The 21792-nt window shown below is 72.8% G+C and carries 15 protein-coding genes; 12 read left to right on the top strand and 3 right to left on the bottom strand.

The genetic code is table 11. The features are described from left to right. Positions 1 to 48 precede the first annotated feature (48 nt). Positions 49 to 438: a DUF6578 domain-containing protein gene (locus tag BIU98_RS19570; RefSeq protein WP_071278160.1), complete on the bottom strand. Its 390-nt coding sequence runs from the start codon at positions 436 to 438 to the stop codon at positions 49 to 51. Positions 439 to 589: 151 nt separating this feature from the next. Between BIU98_RS19570 and BIU98_RS19565 the strand changes: the two genes are divergently transcribed. The 3 genes from BIU98_RS19565 to BIU98_RS14705 all read left to right on the top strand — a co-directional run bounded on the left by BIU98_RS19565 (position 590) and on the right by BIU98_RS14705 (position 2529). Then, positions 590 to 1138 carry a hypothetical protein gene (locus BIU98_RS19565; protein WP_071278158.1) on the top strand — a complete coding sequence of 183 codons (549 nt, stop codon included), beginning with the start codon at positions 590 to 592 and terminating at the stop codon, positions 1136 to 1138. Next, the gene (locus BIU98_RS19560; protein ID WP_071278155.1) at positions 1135 to 1965 is read left to right on the top strand and encodes a zeta toxin family protein; all 831 of its coding nucleotides are present in this window, start codon (positions 1135 to 1137) and stop codon (positions 1963 to 1965) included. The genes BIU98_RS19565 and BIU98_RS19560 overlap by 4 nt, the downstream gene beginning before the upstream one ends. A gap of 102 nt (positions 1966 to 2067) precedes the next feature. Further along, positions 2068 to 2529, top strand: coding sequence for a DUF4383 domain-containing protein (locus BIU98_RS14705; protein WP_071278153.1), 462 nt, complete (start codon positions 2068 to 2070; stop codon positions 2527 to 2529). A gap of 89 nt (positions 2530 to 2618) precedes the next feature. Here BIU98_RS14705 and BIU98_RS14700 read toward each other — a convergent pair whose 3' ends face one another. Beyond that, positions 2619 to 3581 (bottom strand): DMT family transporter, encoded by a 963-nt coding sequence (locus tag BIU98_RS14700; RefSeq protein ID WP_071278151.1) that lies wholly within the window; start codon positions 3579 to 3581, stop codon positions 2619 to 2621. 70 nt (positions 3582 to 3651) lie between these two features. On the opposite strand from BIU98_RS14700, the gene BIU98_RS14695 reads away from it, so the two are divergent. Continuing rightward, positions 3652 to 4500 carry a LysR family transcriptional regulator gene (locus BIU98_RS14695; protein ID WP_071278148.1) on the top strand — a complete coding sequence of 283 codons (849 nt, stop codon included), beginning with the start codon at positions 3652 to 3654 and terminating at the stop codon, positions 4498 to 4500. An 88-nt stretch (positions 4501 to 4588) separates the two neighbouring features. Then, the gene (locus BIU98_RS14690; RefSeq protein WP_071278146.1) at positions 4589 to 5401 is read left to right on the top strand and encodes a fructosamine kinase family protein; all 813 of its coding nucleotides are present in this window, start codon (positions 4589 to 4591) and stop codon (positions 5399 to 5401) included. A gap of 26 nt (positions 5402 to 5427) precedes the next feature. On the opposite strand, the gene BIU98_RS14685 is transcribed toward BIU98_RS14690, so the two are convergent. Next, a complete protein-coding gene (locus tag BIU98_RS14685) occupies positions 5428 to 7539 on the bottom strand; it encodes a glycosyltransferase family 39 protein (protein WP_071278144.1) in 2112 nt (703 codons plus the stop codon). A gap of 127 nt (positions 7540 to 7666) precedes the next feature. On the opposite strand from BIU98_RS14685, the gene BIU98_RS14680 reads away from it, so the two are divergent. From BIU98_RS14680 to BIU98_RS14650, 7 genes are all read left to right on the top strand, one after another. Next, positions 7667 to 9865 (top strand): glycosyltransferase family 39 protein, encoded by a 2199-nt coding sequence (locus tag BIU98_RS14680; protein ID WP_083393284.1) that lies wholly within the window; start codon positions 7667 to 7669, stop codon positions 9863 to 9865. 10 nt (positions 9866 to 9875) lie between these two features. Continuing rightward, positions 9876 to 10598: a response regulator transcription factor gene (locus BIU98_RS14675; RefSeq protein ID WP_071278142.1), complete on the top strand. Its 723-nt coding sequence runs from the start codon at positions 9876 to 9878 to the stop codon at positions 10596 to 10598. A gap of 62 nt (positions 10599 to 10660) precedes the next feature. Next, complete coding sequence (locus tag BIU98_RS14670) at positions 10661 to 12094, top strand: cell wall metabolism sensor histidine kinase WalK (protein ID WP_083393283.1); 1434 nt, start codon at positions 10661 to 10663, stop codon at positions 12092 to 12094. Between the two features lie 274 nt (positions 12095 to 12368). Beyond that, positions 12369 to 13634 (top strand): glycosyltransferase, encoded by a 1266-nt coding sequence (locus tag BIU98_RS14665; protein ID WP_083393282.1) that lies wholly within the window; start codon positions 12369 to 12371, stop codon positions 13632 to 13634. A gap of 100 nt (positions 13635 to 13734) precedes the next feature. Then, positions 13735 to 13917, top strand: coding sequence for a hypothetical protein (locus BIU98_RS14660; protein ID WP_071278138.1), 183 nt, complete (start codon positions 13735 to 13737; stop codon positions 13915 to 13917). Positions 13918 to 14256: 339 nt separating this feature from the next. Next, on the top strand, positions 14257 to 19860 hold the full coding sequence (locus tag BIU98_RS14655) for a glutamate synthase-related protein (protein ID WP_139200764.1): 5604 nt from the start codon (positions 14257 to 14259) through the stop codon (positions 19858 to 19860). Further along, positions 19857 to 21644 carry a sulfite reductase subunit alpha gene (locus tag BIU98_RS14650; RefSeq protein ID WP_083393281.1) on the top strand — a complete coding sequence of 596 codons (1788 nt, stop codon included), beginning with the start codon at positions 19857 to 19859 and terminating at the stop codon, positions 21642 to 21644. The genes BIU98_RS14655 and BIU98_RS14650 overlap by 4 nt, the downstream gene beginning before the upstream one ends. The last annotated feature ends 148 nt before the right edge of the window (positions 21645 to 21792 follow it).

The raw sequence follows: 21792 nt of genomic DNA, 5'->3' as shown, positions 1-21792 counted from the left end.
GTTCCCGGTGCGCCGTCTGGACGAACGGGTGCTCGGCCGACGGAGCGGTCAGGCCACCCGGACGACGAACCCGACCAGCACGTCCGGGTGGGCGGGACGGTCCCAGAGGGAGGTGACCGGCTGCACCACCGCGGCTCCGGGGACGGGAACGAGGCCGGGGTCCGCCGGGTCGTCCGACGCGACGAAGGTGACCGTGACCTGCTCGATGCCCGACACCCGGCCCTGCACCCGGTGCCAGGACGGGTCGTCCGGTGCTCGGGTCGCATCCGCGTAGGTGTCGCGGGTCCACGGGATCGTCCGGTCGACGAACAGCCTCGACACCCAGGACGCGTCCATGGTCACGGTGTCCCAGTCGACGCGCTCGCCGAGGGACACCTCGAAGTGGTCCTCGTCGACCTGCCACGAGTCCAGCCACACGTCGACGCCGTCACCGCCCATGCCCCGATCCTACGGAGGGGGTCGCCGCCGCTCGGCGCCGCCCGGCGTCGCCCGGCGTCGCTCGGCGGCGGGACGGTCGGTGCCGCCCGGCGGCGGGACGCTCGCCGCCCCTCGGCGGCGGTACGATCGGCACCGCGAGGACGGAGCAGCGATGACGGAGATGGACCCTCGGCACCGAGCCGGACAACGGCCTCGGCACGACGTCGAGTCGCTCGTGGACGCCCTGGCCGCCCGGATGGACGGCGACACCGCATCGGTCCGCGCCGCCGTCCTCAGCGTCCTGCACAGCCGCGAACAGCAGCACCTCGCCGAGATGGAGCTCCGCCGCGGCATCTTCGAGCTCGCCGACCTCGGGGTCACCCCGCGGGACATCGCCCGGCTCGCCGGCATCTCGCAGCCCGAGGTCTCCCGGCGCCTGACCCGGCGAGCGCTGACCGCGTCGCGGCCGTCCCCGCGCGAGGTCATCTCCCAGCGCCAGGCCGGCTTGATCGACTCCGACACGATGATGCGCGAACTCTCGACGATGGCGATGACGCACCGGACACCGGCGCGCGACTCCGGCTACGACAGCGCCGCGGCCCAGACCGGCACCGCCAAGGAGCTCGCCGCCGCGTTCCAGGACGGCCTGATCAGCGAGGGCGAGTACGAGACGGTCCGCCGGGCGATCGCCGGGCGCCAGGGCCGGGTCCGCCGGCCGTGACCGACGCCGGCACGAACGACCGACCACTCCGCGACCGCACCGCCGACGAACTCGCCGCGTTCCTCCAGCGGGCCTGTCTCGACGACCCCTGGTCGGACGAGCCCGGGTCGAGCAGCCGGCTCCGGTACGCCCCGGACGGCTTCCTCTACACGGCCGAGCGCCTGCGCCTGCACGAGGAGCTGCTCGCCGCCCACGCCGACCGGACACCGGCGCCGAGCGACGACGGCACCCTGGCGGTCGTCGTCACCGCGGGCCCGCCCGGTGCGGGGAAGTCGACGGCACTGGCGCGGATGCCGGAGCTCGACGACTACCGCCACGTCGACGCCGACGACTTCAAGGACGCCCTGCTCGAACGCGCCGCAGCGGACGGACTGCTCGACGCCTGGACCAGTCACGTGCTCGCCGACGGGCGGCCGGTGCAGCCGCGGGAGCTCGCCGGCTTCGTGCACGCCGAGTCGACGGCCGTGGCGGACACCCTGCGCCGTCGTTCCCTGCGCGACGGTGAGAACGTCGTCGTGCACGGCACGCTGTCGAGCGTCGACTACCTCGACGACCTGCTGTCCGAGCTCGACGACGCCGGCTACGACCGCCTGAAGATCGTCGACGTGGAGGTCCCGTTCGACGCCGCGCTCGAACAGGCCACCGAGCGCTGGTGGCAGGTCCGCGCCCTCGGGTCCGACCCCCTCGGCGGGCGCTTCGTCCCGGAGGCCGCCATCCGCCGGTACTACCCGGACGGCACGGGCTCGCTGTGCCGGTCGAACGCGTCCGAGCTCGAGCGCCGTGCCACCGACCTCGGCTGGCACGTCACGGTCGAGCGGATCGGCTGACCGCCAGCCACGGGGTCCCCCGAACTGGGGCGAACCAGGCCCGGACGGTCCGCCTACGGTGAGGGCCGCGCGGGCACCCGCGCCCCGACGAGAGGTCCGACCGTGACCAGCAACACAGCATCTCCCCGCTCCACCGCCGGCTCGACCTGGACGCAGCGCGGCGCACTGCTCTTCGGTGTCGTCTTCCTCATCGTCGGCCTCGCCGGCTTCATCCCGGGCCTGACCATGGACATGGGCACGATGTCCTTCGCCGGACACGGCTCGATGGCCATGCTGCTCGGCCTGTTCCAGGTGTCGGTCCTGCACAACATCGTGCACCTGCTCTTCGGCATCGTCGGGCTCGTCGCGTCCCGCACCGCCAGCGGCTCGCGCCTCTACCTGCTCGTCGGCGGCATCGTCTACGCCGTGCTGTTCGTCTTCGGCCTGTTCACCGCCGGCATGACGAGCGGCGCGAACTTCGTGCCGCTGAACAGCGCCGACAACGTGCTGCACGCGTTCCTCGCCGTCGCGATGATCGTGCTCGGCATCGTCCTGCCCCGTCTCGGAACGAGCCGCACCCGCTGACTCCCTGCACCACACAGCGAAGGGCACGTCGATCCGTCGACGTGCCCTTCCACGTTCCCGGCGTCAACCGCCATCGATCGCAGACCGCGTCAGGCGCCCCGGACGCCGTCCCGGGCCTCGTGCGGAACCGTGACAGGACGGGCCGCCGTCTCCTCGACGACGGCCGCCCGACGCCGTCGCCCGAGCAGCCCCGACGCCAGCGCGATCCCCACCAGGATCACGACGCCCCCGACCGGCTCGTTCCACCGCACCCGCTCCCCCAGCACGAGCACGCCGAGCACCACCCCGACCACCGGCGTCAGGTACGTCACGGTGGACGCGCGCGCCGCGCCCCATGCCTGCACGAGCCCCGTGTTCCACATGTAGGCCAGCCCCGTACCGAGGCAACCGAGTGCGAGCATCGCAGCCACGATCCTCCAGTCCAGGTGCATCGCGCCGGTCGCCGTGACGGGCGCGACCACCAGGAGCAGTGCCGCGCCCAGCGTCAGCTGGACCGTCGTCAGGGTGATCGCGTCGTACCCACTGCCGGCGACGAACCGACGCATGTAGGCCAGTCCGAAGCCGTAGCAGGCGGTCATGCCGAGCAGCGCGAGCTGGCCGGGCACCGTGGCGAGCACGGCCGGGTCACCGATGAGGCCCCACGGACCGACGAGCACCAGGACGCCGAGGATCCCCACCAGCACGCCGACGAGCTGCCGACCCCGCAGGCGTTCCGCCGGCAGCAGCAGGGGCAGTGCGAGCAGCACCATGATCGGCGTCGTCGCGTTGTAGATGCTCGCCAGGCCGCTCGGCACGCTCTGCTCCGCCCACGCCACCAGGCTCGACGGCACCGCGTTGAGGAACACCGCGAGCACGAGCAGGTGCCCCCACAGCTTCAGCGACCGCGGCCACCTCCGCCGGGTCACGAGCATGATCACCAGGAGCGTGAGCGCCCCGAGCAGCACGCGTCCGAGCGCGACCTGCTGCGGCGAGAGGCCCTCGAGCCCGATCTTCATGAAGAGGAAGCTCGAGCCCCAGGTGAGTGCGACCAGGACGAACAGGAAGGCGTTCATGCCGCTAGTGTCGAGCCACCGCTCGGCATGAGGCAAACGCATCGGCTTCATGCACCCATGAGGGAGACGCATGAACATCACCATCGCCCAGCTCCGCGCCCTCGTGGCGACCGTCGACCGCGGCTCGTTCACCGCGGCGGCCTCCGCCCTCGGCGTCGGCCAGTCCGCCGTCTCGCACGCGGTCGCCGGGCTGGAGCGCGAGGTCAACGGCTCCGTCCTCCGTCGCGGCGGCCCCGCCACACCGACGCCGCTGGGTGAGCGCCTGCTCGGTCACGCCCGCAGCGCGCTCGCCTCCGTCGACGCCCTGGAGGCCGTGGTCCAGCCCGGCACAGCGCGCGGCACCGTGCGCCTCGCCGCCGTCCCCACCGTCTGCCAGGGACTGCTGCCGCGGCTCCGCGAGCTGTGGGCGGTGACCCTGCCGGACGTCGACGTGCAGGTCTACGAGGGGGACGACGACGAGATGCCCGAGTGGCTCGAGGCCGGCACCGTGGACGCCGCCGTGCTCGTCGACCCGACCGTGGTGCCCGACGGCGGGGTCGTCGTGGCGACGGACGAGATGGCCGCCGTCGTCCGCCGGGACCACCCGCTCGCCGACGCGACCGCGTTGACGCTCGACGACCTGCACGAGGACGGGCTCGTCGCCGGCGGCGGCGGGTGCGAGTACCAGATCCAGCGGATGCACGAGATCGCCGGGCAGCCCTTCCGCTACGCCCACCGGGTGCGGGAGATGAGCACGATGTTCGGGATGATCCAGCGCGGCGAGGGCGTCTCGATCGTGCCGACGCTCGGTCGCGTGATGCTGCCGGCCGACCTCGTGATGGTGCCGACGCTCCCCCGACTGGAGCGGACGCTGGTGTTGAGCGGGCCGTCCTCGCGGGCGTGGCACCCGTTGGCGCGGGCGTTGGTCGACGCGGTGTGACGGGTGGTCGGGTGGGGCGCGGGGTGCGTCCGGACGTCTCCGGGCGGCGCCCGGGCGGCGCCCGGGCGTCTCCGGGTTGGATGGGGCGATGCCCGAGACCTACGTCAAGACCTTCACCGACCCGAACGAGGCCGCCGCCGAGGCCGCCGGGCTGGAGTGGCTCGCCGAGGCCGAGGACGCCGGCGGCACCCGCATCGCCCGGGTGCTCGGTCGTCCCCGTCCGACCGTCCTCGAGCTCGAGTTCGTTCCCGACAGCGCGCCGACCTCGGCCCAGGCGGAGCGCTTCGGCCGGTCGCTGGCCCACACCCACGCCGCCGGTGCCGCGCACTGGGGAGCGCCGTCGCCCGGGTTCCCGGCGAACGGGCCGATGCGGATGGGCCGCTCCCGCACGCCGTTCGTGCCGGCGTCCGAGGCCCCGGCCACCTGGGGCGAGTGCTTCGCGGAGTACCGGATCCGCGACTACGTCTCGCGCATCGTCGACGCCGGCGGGTACGACGGGTCCGAGGCCGCCGTGTTCGAGCGGGTGTGCGCCCGACTGGAGGACGGCTCGCTCGGCTCACCGCAGCCGGCGCTCGTCGGGGACGGTCCGGCGCGGCTGCACGGGGACCTCTGGGCGGGGAACGTGCTCTGGCCGCGGGACAGCTCCGAGCCGACGGGCGCCGTGCTCATCGACGCCAACCCGCACGGCGGTCACGCGGAGACTGACCTCGCGCTGCTGGCACTGTTCGGGCTCCCCCGACTCGAGACGGTCGTGGCCGCGTACGACGCCGAGTCCCGCCTGGCGCCCGGGTGGCAGGAGCGCGTCGAGCTGCACCAGCTCGCGCCGCTGCTGTTGCACGTGGTGCTGTTCGGCGGCTCGTACACCGACGCTGCACTCCGGGCAGCCCGCCGCTACGCCTGACGCGAGCTCCCACCATGCGCTGCCGCTCACGACGTCGGAGCCGCGGAGAGGTCGTACATCGTGACGCCGCCGACCGTCTGCGCCTCGTAGTGCGCAGCCACCCAAGCGGCGATGCGCTCGGCCGCGTCGCTGCCCGAGCTGTTCGACGACCCCGACGAGCCCGACGCACCGATGAACCAGTGGATCGTTCCGTCGGCGACGAGCGCCCGGAACTGTGCCAGCGTCGGCGCTGGGTCCGTGCCGTTGTAGCCACCGACCGCCATGACGGGTTCGCCGGTCGCGAGCTGGTAGCCCGCGGCGCCGTTCGAGCCCACCGTGGCAGCGGCCCACGTGAAGTCGTCGGCGTCCTCCGTCAGCGCGGCGACGACCTCGGAGGACACCTCGGTGGAACCACCGATGACACTCGCACCACCACCACCACCGCCACCACCACCGCGCCGGGCCGTCCCGCCGGCGGCGCTCCCGTCGCCACCGGTCGAGCCGGCGCCCGCGGTCGCGCTTCCGCGCTGTCCACCGCCGGCGCCCCCGCCCGGCGCCGTGCCAGCCTGACCGGGAGCAGCACCGCCGGGCGCCGCCCCGCCCTGACCGCCCCCGGGCGCTCCACCGGGACCACCACCGCCCGGCCCGCCCCCTGACGAGACACTCGGGCCCGCCGACGGCAGGGCACCGGTGTGTCCGACGGTGACGGTCTGCACCGAGAACGCAGCCGGTCCGAGCAACGCGGCGACGAGGACCGTCGCGACCGTGGCGACCTCGACGCCGTGGCTGCGTCGGGGCAGCAGCACGAGGACGGTCGCCGCGACGCCGGCGGCGAGCACCGCCCACCGGATCCAGGGCTGCCACGAGGACGCTTCGGAGAGGAGGCGGAACGACCACGCCGAGGTCGCCGCGATCGTCACGGCCGCGGTGACCCGCCACCACACCGACGCCCGTCGTTCCCAGAGCAACCCGGCACCGATGCCGACGACGCCGGCGATGTACGGCGCGAGCGCCACCGTGTAGTACGGGTGGAAGATCCCGCCCATGAAGCTGAAGACCAGGCCAGTGACGAGCAGCGACGCCACGAGCACCAGCACCGTCGCGAGCCGTCCGTCCGTACGCTTCCGCACACCCACCGCGACGATCGCCACGACCGCCAGCACGAGCGCCGTCGGCAGCAGCCAGGCGACCTGCGTCGCGAAGTCCGAGCCGAACAGGCGGGTCAGCCCGGTCGACCCCCACGAGCCGGCACCCGTGGCACCGCCTGGGACGACACTGCCGGTCTCGTCCCCGGTGACACGGCCGAGACCGTTGTAGCCGAATGTCAGCTCGAGGAAGCTGTTCGTCTGCGAGCCCCCGATGTACGGGCGCGACGAGTCGGGCACGAGCTCGACGATCGCCACCCACCATCCGGCCGAGACGACGAGTGCGGCAGCGGCAGCGAGGAGGTGTCCGACCCGTCGCAGGACCGGCCGCGGCGACGCCCAGAGGTACACGCCGACGAGCGGGGGCAGGACCAGGAACGCCTGCAACTGCTTCGTGAGGAACCCGAGTCCGACCAGGACACCGGCCCAGACGACCCACCGCATCCGCCCCGACTCGACGCCGCGCAGGGTCAGGGCGATCGCCCCGACGGTCAGGAGCACGAGCAGCGCGTCCGGGTTGTCGTAGCGGAACATCAGCGTCGCGACGGGCGTCGTGGCGAGCGCCGCACCCGCGACCAGGGCAGCCCCCGCGGAGAAGCGCCGCCGGACGATCCGGTACAGGACCGCGACCGATGCCACACCCATGAGCGCCTCAGGCACCAGGACCGCCCATGAGTTCAGCCCGAACAGCCGGACCGAGATGCCGATCACCCAGAGGAACGCGGGCGGTTTGTCGACCGTGATCGCGTTCGCGGCGTCGGAGGACCCGTAGAAGAAGGCCTCCCAGCTCTGGCTGCCGGCCTGCACCGCGGCGGAGTAGAACGCGTTCGCCCATCCGTTGACGGACAGGTTCACCACGTAGAGCACGCCGGTCGCCACGAGCAGCCCGACGAACGCCGGGCGCTCCCACCGGGCCGCGTCCGCGCTGCCGCGCACGAGCGAACGGAGTCCGCCGCGCACCGCGCCTGGTCGTCTGGGTTCCGGGCGTACAGCGCCCGGGGTCGTCGATGTCATGCCACGACGGTGCCGATCGTCCGTGGGTCCCGCGTCGCCATCGCCTGTGGAGCGGGTAAGGAAGCGTCTTAGGGACCGCATAGGAAGTGCAGAGAACCGGCCCGGCTCCGCCCGTCACGCTCCTGCCATGACCACCTACCCGATCCCCGTGTCCGACCGACGCGGCCATGCGCAGCAGACGCAGGCCCCGGCGCGTCGCAAGCCGCTCGCCCGGCTCGTCCTCGGCGAGCACGAGGACGCCCGCTGGCTCCGGCCCGCGTTCTGGGCGCTCCTCGTCCTCACCGCCGTCGTCTACCTGTGGGACCTCAGCTCCTCCGGGTACGCCAACTCGTTCTACGCCGCAGCCGTGCAGGCCGGCACGAAGTCGTGGGAGGCCTTCTTCTTTGGCTCGCTCGACTCCTCGAACTTCATCACGGTGGACAAGCCCCCGGCATCGCTCTGGGTGATGGTGCTCTCGGCTCGGTTGTTCGGCTTCTCGAGCACCAGCCTGCTGCTCCCCCAGGCGCTGATGGCCGTCGGCTCGGTCGCGCTCGTGTGGGGCACGGTCCGCCGCACGCTCGCCCGCCTCGGCACCACGACCGCGAACGTCGGGGCGCTGCTCGCCGGCTTCGTCGTCGCGGCCACCCCGGCGGCGGCGCTGATGTTCCGCTTCGACAACCCGGACGCGCTCCTCGTGCTCCTCATGACCGCGGGTGCGTACTGCACGGTGCGGGCGCTCCCGAGGGGCAGCTGGCGGTGGATCGCGCTCGCCGGGGTCGCCCTCGGCTTCGCGTTCCTGACGAAGATGCTCCAGGGGCTCCTGGTCCTGCCGGCCTTCGGGCTCGTCTACCTGATCGCCGCTCGCACCACCTGGCCGAAGCGGATCGTCGGCCTGCTCATCGCCGCGGGTTCGCTCGTGGCCGGTGCCGGGTGGTGGGTCCTCGCCGTGGCGCTCTGGCCCGCGTCCGCCCGTCCGTACATCGGTGGGTCGACGGACGACACGGTGCTCGACCTGGTGTTCGGCTACAACGGCCTCGGCCGGATCTTCGGCGGGTCGGGCAACGGCGGCGGGGGCGGTGGGATGACGGGCGGCACCGCCGGGTCGTCGTTCGGCGGCTCGACCGGACTGAACCGCTTGTTCTCGTCCGAGATGGGACTCGAGATCTCCTGGCTCCTGCCCGCGGCGCTCCTGGCGCTCGTGCTCGGCCTGGTCGTCGTCGGTCGTCGCCACCTCGCCGACCCGGTCCGCGCCGGCCTGGTCCTGTGGGGTGGCTGGCTGCTCGTCACGGGGCTGGTGTTCTCGTACATGTCCGGCACGATCCACCCGTACTACACGGTCGCACTCGCCCCGGCGATCGCCGGACTGGTCGGCACCGGCGGTGCACTGCTCTGGGACGCCCGGCACCGGATGACCGGTCGCCTCGGACTCGCGGGCATGATCGGCATCACGGCGTTCTGGGGCTGGTGCCTGCTCAACGAGAACCCGACGTGGCTGCCGTGGCTCCGCTGGGTGATGCTCGCCGGCGGTCTGCTCTCGGCCGCCGCGATCGTCGTCGGCAGCGTCCCGTCCCTCCGCAAGCTCGTCGCCGTCGGTGTCCTCGCCGGCACGCTCTTCGGCCTCACCGGCACCACCGCTTACGCGCTGGCCACCACCACGGTGGCGCACTCCGGCTCGATCCCGAGCGTCGGTCCGTCGGGATCGTCCAGTGGCGGGATGGGCGGCGGCATGCCGGGAGGCGCTGGTGGCCCGGGCGGATCGGCGTCCGGCACGCAGAGCGACGGTTCCGACAGCGACAGCGGCTCCCAGCAGGGTCCCGGCGGCCAGCCTCCGACCGGCACGGCGCCGGAGATGCCGGACGGGACGACCGGCGAGGTGCCGGACGGCGCCACCGGCGGAGGACCCGGGAACGGGACGTCCGACGCGGAGTCGGGGACGAGCCTCCCGTCCGACAGCGGTGACCGCTCGGCGGACGGTGGCGGCATGGGCGGCGCGAGTGCGTCGACGTCCTCGGCGCTCACGAAGCTGCTCGCCGCGACCGACACGACGTGGGCCGCGGCCGTCAACGGGTCGCAGTCCGCAGCGCAGCTGGAGCTCGACAGCGACACCGCCGTCATGGCGATCGGCGGCTGGTCGAGCGACCCGACGCCGACGCTCGCCGAGTTCAAGGCCTTCGTCGAGGCCGGGGACGTGTCGTACTACATCGCCTCCGGCAACGGCAACGGCAACGGCGGCGGGATGGGCGGCGGCTCCTCCACCGCGAGCGCCATCCAGGAGTGGGTCGCGGCGAACTACGAGTCGACGACGGTCGGCGGGCAGACCGTCTACGACCTGACGAGCGGGAAGTAGGCTCGGCGCGATGTCCGACCGACCGCTGCAGCGCACCGACGGGTCTCCCGTCCGGGCTCTCGTCGTCGACGACGAGCACGCGCTCGCCGACGCCGTCCGCCTCGCGTTCGAGGCGGACGGCTGGTCCGTGCGCACCGTCCACCGGGGTCGCGACGTGCTGTTCGCGGCGCGTGAGCACCAGCCCGACGTCATCGTGCTCGACGTGATGCTGCCCGACATCGACGGGTTCGAGGTCCTCGACCGCCTCCGCGACGCCCGCGACCCGGTCCGGGTGCTGTTCCTGACCGCGCGTGACTCGTCCGAGGACCGACTCGTCGGCCTGACGCGCGGTGGTGACGACTACCTGACGAAGCCGTTCGGCATCGCGGAGCTCCTCGCCCGGGCACGGATCCTCGCGAGGACGTCGCCGCGGGTCTCCATGGCGAGCGGCAGCACGGCGATCGTCGTCGGCGACCTCGAGCTCGACGAGGACGCCAGGACGGTGACGCGCGGCGGGGAGGCGATCGAGCTGACCCCGACCGAGTTCGAGCTGCTGCGGTACCTGGCGCGGAACGCGAACCGGGTGCTGCCGCGGGAGACCATCCTGGCGAACGTGTGGGGCATGGACTTCGGGTCGTCGTCGAACCTCGTGGACATGTACGTGTCGTACCTGCGCCGGAAGGTCGACCTCGGGCGGTCACCGCTCGTGCACACGGTGCGCGGGGCCGGGTACGTGCTGCGGCCGACATCGTGAGCCCGCTGGGTACGCGGCGGCCGGACCGGGCACCGTCGCTGCGGTGGCGGATCGTCGGGGCGGTGGCGCTGCTGCTCGTGCTGACGAACGTCGTCGTCGGGGTCGTCACCGTCGTGGCGTACCGCGGGTACCTGGTGGGTCGGCTGGACGCAGAGCTGGCGACGGCGGCGGACCGGACGCTCGGGCCCGGAGACGGACGACAGCCACCACCTGCGGCTGGCTCAGGGGCGTCCGGCTCCGGGTCGCAACCGGACCCGGACAACGCCTTCATCGGGGCACCGGGGCAGGCCGCCGGGACCGTCGTCGGGATCTACCGGGAGGGCTCAGCGGTCCTCGCCGGCTACACCGACGCCGCGGGCGTGCAGCACCGGCTCTCCACGGCCCAGCAGCGGACGCTCGCCGCCGTCGACGCGGACCACGGGCCCGTCACGATCATGCTCGGGTCGCTCGGCACCTACCGCGCGCAGGCGATCGACTCCGGCAGCGACGTCTTCGTCACCGCGCTCCCCCTCGGCGACCTGCGGGCCTCGGTGGTCCGGCTCGTGGTGGTCATCGGCAGCGTGACGCTCCTCGGGCTGGCCGTCGCGGTGTGGGCAGGCGCGATGCTCGTCCGCCGGTCGTTGCGGCCGCTCGAGCACGTCGCCGCCGTGGCGTCGAGCGTCACCGGACTCGACCTGGAGCGCGGCGACACCGCCATCCCCGTGCGCGTGGCCCCCGCCGACCTCGTGCGGAACCGCGAGGTCGGGGCCGTCGGCACCGCCCTGAACCGCCTGCTCGGCCACGTGTCCAAGGCACTCACGGCCCGCCGCGACGCCGAGGCCGGCATGCGCACCTTCATCGCCGACGCCTCGCACGAGCTCCGCACCCCGATCGCGACCGTCCGTGCGTACGCCGAGCTCTCGTCGTCCTCCTCGGACGTCGACGCCATCCACCGCAACGTCGACCGGATCGAGCAGGAGTCCGTCCGGATGGGTGCGCTCGTCGAGGAGCTGCTGCTCCTCGCCCGACTCGACGCGGCCGCTGCCCCGACCCGCGCACACGCCCCCGTCGACCTGACCGCGCTCGTGGTCGAGGCCACGATGGACGCACGGACGACCGCTCCGGCACACCGGTGGACGCTGCAGGTCGACGACGACCCCGTCACGGTGTCCGGGGACACCGCCCAGCTCCGCCGCGTGGTGACGAACCTGCTCGCCAACGCCTGGACGCACACCCCGGCGGAGACGGCGGTCGTCGTGTCGGTGCAGCGGGTGCCGGGATCCGACCCGGCGGTCGTGCGGCTCGTGGTGGCGAACGACGGGCCGCCGATCCCGGCCCCGGCGCTGCCGTCGCTGTTCGACCGCTTCACCCGGGGCGAGGCGTCGCGCTCCCGGGAGCACGGCACGAGTGGCCTCGGCCTGGCGATCGTGCGCGCGGTCGTCGATGCCCACGGCGGCTCCGTCCGTGTGACTTCGGAGCCGGGCCGCACGGCGTTCACGGTGACCCTCCCCGCGTAGCCGGGGCGGCGCCGGTCCCGTGGACCGCCAGACGGGAGGCCCGTGGCGGGCCCGCACCGAGCCTCCCGTCCGTCTCGCCGTCGTCTGCAGCCGCCGTGATGTGCGGTCGGGCGCGTCCCGATCGCCGTGCTCGTCGTGGTCGCGGTCGTACAGGTGCTGCTCGCCGGTTGACGGGTCGGGGCTTCGTCCCGTCGCGGAGCACCGCCTCCGGTTCTTACCGTGACCACAGGGCGGTGCTGCCGTCCCCATCGCCGCGCTGCCGAACCTGAGCAGCATGACGGAGACGAACCAGCCCCTCGACATCGACATCGTCGTCCCATGCCACGACGAACAGGACACCCTCGCGGCGCATGTCCGACGACTGCACGACTTCTGCCGCACCTCGCTGCAGCACACGTGGCGCATCACCATCGCTGACAACGCCTCGACCGACGACACCGCTCGCATCGCGGACGACCTCGCCGCGATGCTCGACGGGGTCCACGCGGTGCACCTGTGGCAGAAGGGCCGCGGACGCGCCCTGAAGGCCGTGTGGAGCGCGTCCCCGGCCCGCGTGCTGGTCTACCTCGACGAAGACCTGTCCACGGACCTCGCCGCGCTCGAGCCCCTCGTCGCGCCGCTGCTGTCCGGACACTCCGACATGGCCATCGGCACACGCCTGGCCGGGTCCTCCCGGGTCGTCCGAGGCGGCAAGCGGGAGTTCATCTCCCGCTCGTACAACCTGTTGCTCCGGAGCACCATGGGTGTGTCGTTCTCCGACGCCCAGTGCGGCTTCAAGGCCGTGACCAGCACGGCGGCGGAGCACCTGCTGCCGCTCTGCGAGGACGACGCGTGGTTCTTCGACACCGAGCTGCTCGTCCTCGCGGAGCACGCGGGACTGCGCATCCACGAGGTGCCGGTGGACTGGGTGGACGACGTGGACTCGTCGGTGCACATCGCCTCGACCGCGACCGAGGACCTCAAGGGGATGTGGCGGGTCTCCCGCGGTCTCGCGACCGGCAGGATCCCGATCGCACCGGTCTACGAGTCGATCGGCCGCCGACCCTTCACGACCCCGCACGTCGGCATCCTCGGGCAGGTCCTCCGGTTCGGCGCGATCGGCGTCGCATCGACCATCGCGTTCGCGCTGCTGTACGCGCTCCTCCGTCCCGCCCTCGGAGCCCAGACGGCGGACTTCCTGGCGCTGCTCGTCACCGCCGTCGGGAACACGGCGCTGAACCGTCGCTTCACCTTCGGCATGCGTGGTCGCGTCGGCGCCGGCCGTCACCAGCTGCAGGGGCTGGTCGTGTTCGGGATCGCCTGGGCGATCACGTCCGGGTCGCTCGTCCTGCTGCACGCCACCACGCCGAACGCGACGCACGGGGCGGAGATCGCCGTCCTGACCGGCGCCAACCTGCTCGCCACGCTGGTGCGCTTCGTGCTGTTCAAGGCGTGGGTGTTCCGCGCCCGACGCCGCCCGCAGGTCGTCCAGCGGGGGACGACACCGGCGACGGAGGCGAGCACCGAGGCGCTCCCGGTGCACGACGGCGCGACGCCATGACCGCCGGCCTCGCACCCGCTACCCGGGCCGCGTGAGTACCGTGGCGTTCCCGAGACACGGACCGTAGGTCCGCCGCTCACCATCTGCGAAGGAGCAGCGCATGACCGACAGCAACGCATCCGACACCCACGCGCACGACAGCACGCCGGACCCCGAGGGCACCGAGAAGCCCGGCGGTCTCGGCGAGGACGGCACCATCCCCGACCACCCCGAGGGCGTCGCAGCCGGCTTCACCGAGGACGGCTCGCACTTCAACCAGGAAGAGGACGAGGGCGCCGAGTAGCCCTGGCGACGTCGCACCACCGGAACCGGTCCGAACCGCGCACATCCGCGGTTCGGACCGGTTCCTGCTGTGCGGCGCCGAACGGCACCAGCCACGCCCGACACGTGCGGCGCCGAACGGCACCACCCACGCCCGACGCGTCCGCGCCGAACGGCACCAGCCACGACGCGCCACCGCCCGCCGAGCGGTGTTGCGCCCGCGGTATACCAGCCCGTAGCATCGCCTCACCGCACCACACCCCACAGGGCCCGACTGCCACCCACCGGTCTGCCCGCGGCGAGCGCTCCAGAGTTGCAGCCTCCGTCGTCCGCTGCTGGCACCGTTCCACTGGACACGCTCGTGAACCCCTCCCCCTTCGGTCTGTACGACCCTGCCCGCGAATCCTCCGCCTGCGGCGTCGGCTTCATCACCCGTCTCGACGGGACCCCGAGCCACGACGTCATCCGCAAGGGCGACGAGGCGCTCTGTGCGATCCCGCACCGCGGCGGCAAGTCCTCCGAGGGCGTCGGTGACGGCGCGGGCGTGAGCATCGACCTGTCGGTGGAGTTCTTCAGCGCGCTCACCGGCGAGCCGCTCCGCGCCGGCCACTTCGGCGTCGCGAACTGCTTCGTCCCGACCGACCCGACCGACCGCGCCGCGGCGGAACACACCGTCGCGGACGCCGTCACCAGCGAGGGCTTCGAGCTCCTCCTGGTCCGTGACGTCCCCGTCGACCACACGGTGGCGCGCCCGGAGGCCGAGCAGTACCAGCTCCCGATCGTGCAGTGGGTCTTCCGCGCGCCAGCGGCCTGGTCCCGCGCCGAGGTCGACGCCGCCGCGAACCGGGCACTGCTCGCGATCGAGGCCGTCTCCTACGGTCAGGCCGCCGAGCAGCACCTCGAGCACGCCGCCCTCTCGCCGCTCTCGCTCAGCGCCCGCACGCAGGTCCTCAAGGGCCGCCTGAACTCCGGCGAGGTCATCGGCTACTTCACCGACCTCCGCGACCCCCGGCACTCGGTCCGCACGCTGTACTTCCACACCCGCTTCTCGACGAACACCGAGCCGCACCCGACGATGGCGCAGCCGTTCCGCCTGATGGCGCACAACGGCGAGCTGAACACCGACCGGAAGAACCGGCTGTCGGACGAGGCGCTGGCGCGTGCCCGCACCCGGAGCATCGTGCGCCCGCCCGGCCAGTCCGACTCGAGCCGCCTGGACCAGACCCTGCAGAGCCGCGTGTTCGACGACGGGCTCGAGATCGTCGAGGCCGTGGTCACGCTCATGCCGCCGGCGTGGGAGAACGACCGCACCCTGACGCCCGACGTCCGGGCAATGCTGGAGTACTTCTCGCTGTACGAGGAGAAGAACGACGGCCCCGCCGCGGTCATCTTCAGCGACGGTGACGTCGTCGGCGCCCGCCTGGACCGCCTCGGGCTGCGGCCGCTGCGCACGGTGCAGACGTCCGAGTACCTCATGGTCTCGTCGGAGTCCGGTCAGGTGACGTTCCCCGACGACGAGGTCGTGCACCGCGGCCGGATCGAGGCCGGCGGCATGCTCGTCGTCGACCACCGCACCGGCAGCCTGATGCGCACGGGCGAGGTGCTGGCGATGCTCGCTGCCCGCCGCGACTACGAGACCCTCCTCGACGCGGCCCGGGTCAACCTCGACGACCTGCCCGCGCCGGACTACGACCGCACCACGAACACCCTCGGCTACGACGGCGACCTGTCGCTGCAGGGCCGCTACGTGGCGTACTCACTGAACCAGGAGAGCTTCCGGTTCATGCTCGACCCGATGCTGCAGAACGGCTCGGAGCGGATCTCGGCGATGGGCTACGGCAACGCCATCAACGCACTCAGCGACACCGAGGGCGGCATGGCGAAGTACTTCTCGCAGCGCTTCGCCCAGGTCACGAACCCGCCGCTGGACTCCATCCGCGAGGCCGACGGCATGAGCATGCGCGTGACCCTCGGCAGCAAGCCCGACGGAACCGGCAGCGCCACCAGCACCGGCAGCACCGGCAGCACCGGCAGCACCGGTACCGGCACGACGACCCGCCAGCTCGTCGTCCAGTCGCCGATCCTCGGCCACCTCGACATGGTCCGCCTGCGCGACCAGGACGTCGTGCCGCTCGAGCGCTTCGACATGCTCTACACCCCCGTCCGCGACGACGAGCAGGCCAACGCCGACGCGATGCGCGCCGCCGTGCTGCAGCTCGCCGAGGACGTCGCCCGCTTCGCCGAGCGCACCGGCGGCATCGCGGTCGTCACGGACCGCGAGGTGTCTTCCACCCGCGCGCCCCTGCCCGTGATCCTCGCGGTCGCGGCCGTCAACCAGCGGCTCATCGAGACCGGGCTGCGGCTCCGGGTCTCCGTGGTCGCCGAGTCAGGGCAGCTGCCGTCGTCGCACCACGTCGCGACGGCGCTCGGCTTCGGTGCCGCGGCGGTCTACAGCCTGAGCGCGCGTCTGCGTGCCGAGGAGAAGTACCCGGCAGCGCCCGCGCCGGCCGGTGAGCTGACCGCGACGGACCTCGCGCTCAAGCAGTTCCGGAAGGCCGCGGAGAAGGCCCTCGCGAAGACGATGGGCCGCGTCGGCCTGTGCACGGCCGAGAGCTACATCGGCGGCGAGTTCTTCGAGCCGAACTACCTCGACACCCGTGACGACCTGTTCGCCCGCGTCTTCCCGCACATGCAGGCGCCGGTCGGCGGCGTCGGCTTCACCCGCATCGCGCAGGCGGCGACCGACTGGCACGAGCGCGCCGTCGCCGTGCAGGGCGACGCCCAGGTGCCGCTGCTCGGCCTGTTCAAGGAGCGCTCGGACGGTGCCGGACACTCGTTCGGCGTGGCGTCCGTCCGCGGCTTCGGCGGCATGACCGAGGAGCGCCCGTCCTTCGAGCGCGCGGGCGACTCCGAGGCGCTCCGCCTGCTGACGCTCGGCCAGCTCGACGACGCCTTCGGCATCACCGACGCCGCGTACCGCAACACCGGCTACGACCGGCTCAGCACGGCCGAGATCGACGCCTTCCGCATCACGCCCGGCTACCGCACCTTCCTGCAGACCACGCACGAGGAACGCTCCCGCCGCCCGAGTGCCCTCCGCGACGTGCTCGCGCTCCCCGCGGACGTCACGGGCATCGACGAGGCCGAGGACTTCGCCCGCGAGCTCGGCCGGTTCTCGCTGACCGGCAACAGCAGCGTCACGGTGCGCGGTCTGCTCGGCTCGCGTCCGTCTGCTGACGACCGGACAGGAGGCCCGGCTCGATTCCGCCTGGAGCTCACGTCGACGGCGTCGCTGGGTGCACTGCGCCATCAGGCCCTCGCGGACGGGCTCGGCCTGCTCTTCCCCGGCCAGGTGGACGTCGACGCCGTCGACGCCGACCAGGTGACGCTCCGCGCCACCGGCTCGGCCGTGGACCTGCTCGGGCTGCTCGAGAGCGCCCCGGCGAGCGTCGAGCTCGACGAGGTCCAGCCGGCACACGAGATCACCAGGACCCTGGCGTCCGGGGCGATGAGCCACGGCGCCCTCGTCGCGACCGCGCACGAGGCCGTCGCGCACGGCACGAACATGGTCGGCGGCATGTCGAACAGCGGTGAGGGCGGCGAGCACCACACCCGCTACGGCACGATCCGCGGCTCGCGCATCAAGCAGTTCGCCTCCGGCCGGTTCGGCATCTGGGCGGGCTACCTCGCCGACCCGATGCTCGAGGAACTGGAGATCAAGATCGGCCAGGGCGCGAAGCCGGGTGAGGGCGGCCAGCTGCCCGCGGCGAAGGTCACGGTCGACATCGCCGCAGCACGTGGTGGCACCCCGGGCGTCGAGCTCATCTCGCCGCCGCCGCACCACGACACGTACTCGATCGAGGACCTCGCGCAGCTCATCCACGACTGCAAGGCCGCCCGCGTCCGGGTGATCGTGAAGCTGGTGTCCTCCGAGGGCATCGGCACGATCGCCGTGGGCGTCGCGAAGGCCGGCGCAGACGTCATCAACGTCGCCGGGAACACCGGCGGCACGGGCGCCGCGGCCGTCACGAGCCTGAAGTACGCCGGCCGCTCCGCGGAGATCGGCGTGGCCGAGGTGCACCAGGCCCTCGTCGCGAACGGCCTGCGGCAGAAGGTCGTCCTCCGCTGCTCGGGCGCGCACCAGACCGGCAGCGACGTCGTCACCTCGGCGCTGCTCGGCGGCGACTCGTTCGAGTTCGGCACCACCGCGCTGATGATGCTCGGCTGCGTGATGGCGAAGAACTGCAACGTGAAGTGCCCGGCGGGCCTGACCACGAACGCCGAGGCGTTCGAGGGCGACCCCCGCGCGCTCGCGCAGTACCTGCTGAACATCGCCCACGACGTCCGGCAGATCCTCGCCCGCCTCGGCCTACGCTCCCTGCGCGAGGCCCGCGGCCGCACCGACCTGCTCCAGCTCCTCGACCACCCGGCGAGCGTCGGGCGGCTCGACGTGCGGGCGCTGCTCACCCAGGTGCCGGAGAAGATCGTCACGGACCCGGAGTACCTGGAGAAGGACTACGCCACCGACGACGCGCTCATCGAGCGGGTCCGCGAGGCCCTGCTCGTGCGCCACGAGCACAGCGTCACGATGGACGGCGTGCTCCTCGGCAACGCGGACAAGTCCGTCGGCGGTCAGCTCGGCATCGACCTGGAGCGCGTCCTCAACCACGAGCTCGCTGCCGACGCCCTGCAGGACGCCCCCGCCGTGTCGACCGACGACCGCGGACGTCGTCGGCTCGTCGACGGTGCCGTGACCATCCGCACGAGCGGCTCTGCCGGGCAGTCCTACGGCGTCTTCAACAACGACGGCGTGACGCTCGACCATACCGGCACCGCGAACGACGGCGTCGGCAAGAGCCAGAGCGGCGGGCGCATCGTCGTCCGCGCCCCCGGTGGCGGCAGCGCCGAGCGCGGCGGCAACGTCCTGGTCGGCAACTTCGCGCTGTTCGGCGCGACGGGCGGCAGGACGTTCGTGCAGGGCGAGGCGGGCGACCGCTTCGCCGTCCGGAACTCCGGCGCGACCGCCGTGGTCGAGGGCGTCGGCGACTTCGGCTGCGAGTACATGACCGGCGGTGCCGTGTTCAACCTCGGCGGCTTCGGCAAGGGCCTCGGCAACGGCATGTCCGGCGGCTTCCTGTACCAGTACGACCCGACCGGTCAGGTGGCCGAGCGTGCGAGCACCGACTCGCTGCTCGTCTTCCCGGTGCTCGACACCGCGCGCGGCGCCTTCCACGAGGACGCCGCCCGGCTGCTCCTGACGTGGCACCTCGAGGCGACGGGCTCCGAGCTCGCCGCCCGTCTCCTGGCGGACTGGGCGACCACGCGGACGCACGTGTTCGTCGGCATGCCCCGGGCGCTCCTGCTCACCCAGGACGCCGACGCGATCCTGGCCGGTTCGACGCGGAACGAGCTGCTCGACGAGCTCGCCGTCTCGACCGCGACGGACAAGCTCCGCGCGTTCAAGCTCGACTACCGGGACCGCCGGACGGTGCTCGGCGGCCGTGCCCCGGCGCTCGGCGACCAGGGCGGCGACATGTTCTCGCTCCTGTCGTCCTACACGGTGCTCGGCGTCGCCCAGGACCTGGCGCTCGAGCGGGTGCCCGGTGCTGCCGGCCCGGCCGACCCCCGCGTGCTCGAGGCCGTGCGGAACCTGGTGCTCACCGAGGACTTCTTCGTCAAGCAGCGCGTCGTGAAGTACCTCCGCGGCACGCTCGAGCGGTTCGCGGACGACCAGCTCGCGACCCTCATCGCGGTCAAGCGCCTCGACGACCACAAGCGTGCGCTCACGCAGCGGAACAACCGCAGCATGGACGCACCCGGCACCACGGGCTGGATCATGCACCAGAACGCCAAGAACGACGGCCGGCTGCACGAGGCCCGCTTCGACGAGCTCCTCGCCACCGCGGCGCTCGAGGACATCGCCCGTCGTGCACCGCAGGCCCCGGCCGAGGCGGTGACCGCGTGAGCGTCCTGCCCCCGACCGGTCAGCTGATCCCGGTCGACGCCCCGTTCTCGGCCGCGCAGGAGTCCTGGCTCGCCGGGTTCATCGCGGGCATCGCCGCCGCCGGCACTGCCACGGCCCCGAGCACGCCGACGACGACCGTCGACGTGCTGTACGGCACGCAGACCGGCAACGCGGAGTTCCTCGCCGACCAGCTCGTGGCCGGTGCGACCGCCCGCGGGCTCGGCGGCCGGGCCCGGGCGCTCGACGACGTCACGCCGGAGGAGCTCGCCGGGATGTCGCACGTGCTCGTCGTCACCTCGACGTACGGCGAGGGCGAGATGCCCGACAACGCCGGCCTGTTCTGGGACGCGGTCCAGGCGAGCACCGTGCCGCGGCTCGAGGGCCTGCAGTACGCCGTCCTCGGGCTCGGTGACACGAGCTACGACGAGTTCTGCCAGGCGGCGAAGCTCCTCGACACCCGGTTCGAGCAGCTCGGCGCCGTTCGCGTCCACGACCGCGTCGACTGCGACGTCGACTTCGAGGACCCGGCCGCGCTCTGGACCGCCGCCGTCCTCGACCGCATCGCCGCCGAGACCGGCGCAGCCGGACCGGCCGGTGCGACGGGTGCCACAGCGACCACCGGCACGACCGCGGCCGGCGGGGCGGGGTCGACCCGGGCCTCCCGTCCGGGTTCGGAGTGGACCAAGCGCAACCCGTACCCGGCGCGCCTGGTGGAGAACCGCCTGCTCTCCGACCCGCGCAGCGCGAAGGAGATCCGGCACTACGAGTTCGACCTCGGCGACAGCGGCATCACGTACGCGGCCGGCGACGCACTCGCCGTGGTGCCCGTGAACGACGACTCCCTGGTCGACCACCTGCTCGAGCACCTGGGTGCCACGGGTGACGAGGTGTTCGACGGGCGGTCCGTTCGTGACCTGCTGCGCACCGACCGCGAGGTCCGGGCGCCGTCGAAGGACCTGATCGCCGACCTCGTGCAGCGGTCCCCCGCCAGCGAGCTCGCGGCGGTGGTCGCGCACGGCGACAAGCAGGAGCTCGACCGGTGGCTGTGGGGTCGCGACGTGCTCGACCTGCTCCGCGATGCCGGCGAAACGGCACCGGGGCTCGACGAGCTGCTGCCGTTCCTCCGCCCGTTGCAGGCACGCCAGTACTCGATCTCGTCGAGCCCGCTCGCACACCCGGACCGCATCCACCTCACCGTGGCGTCGGTCCGCTACGGCGACGACCACCGGAAGCACTCCGGGGTGGCGTCGACACACCTGGCCGACCGGGTCCAGGTCGGCGACGAGGTCGGCGTGTACCTGCAGCCGAACGCGGCGTTCGGCGTGCCCGCGGACGGGGACGCCCCGTTGATCATGGTCGGGCCGGGGACCGGCATCGCCCCGTTCCGCGGGTTCCTGCACGAGCGGGCCGCGAGCGGAGCGACAGGTCGCAACTGGCTGTTCTTCGGTGACCAGCACCGCGACACCGACTTCGTCTACGCGGACGAGCTCGCCGCGCTGCAGGCCGAGGGCGTGCTGACGCGGCTCGACCTGGCGTTCTCACGCGACCAGGCCGAGAAGGTCTACGTGCAGACCCGCATGCGCGAGCAGTCGCGGGAGCTGTACGCCTGGCTCGAGGACGGCGCGACCTTCACGGTGTGCGGCGACGCCTCCCGGATGGCGAAGGACGTCGAGGCCGCGCTGCTCGACGTCATCGCGACGGAACGTGGGCGCGGAGCCGACGACGCGGTGGACTACCTGGCCGACCTGCGGCGTGCGAAGCGGTACGTGCGCGACGTGTACTGAGCGCTGTCGCGGTCACGAGGTGGTCGCCGCCCCCGGGTTCGGAACCCGAATCCTGTGCCGGGGACGGCGACCTCATCGCTCGATGCGCGCGGGAACCCCCTGATCCAGGTCTCCCGAGGCCCACGCGGCGCCCTGAGCCGGTGTAGGT

It is taken from the genome of Curtobacterium sp. MMLR14_010 (assembly GCF_001865015.1).
Classification (GTDB): domain Bacteria; phylum Actinomycetota; class Actinomycetes; order Actinomycetales; family Microbacteriaceae; genus Curtobacterium.
This window is presented reverse-complemented; position numbering and strand designations above follow the sequence as displayed.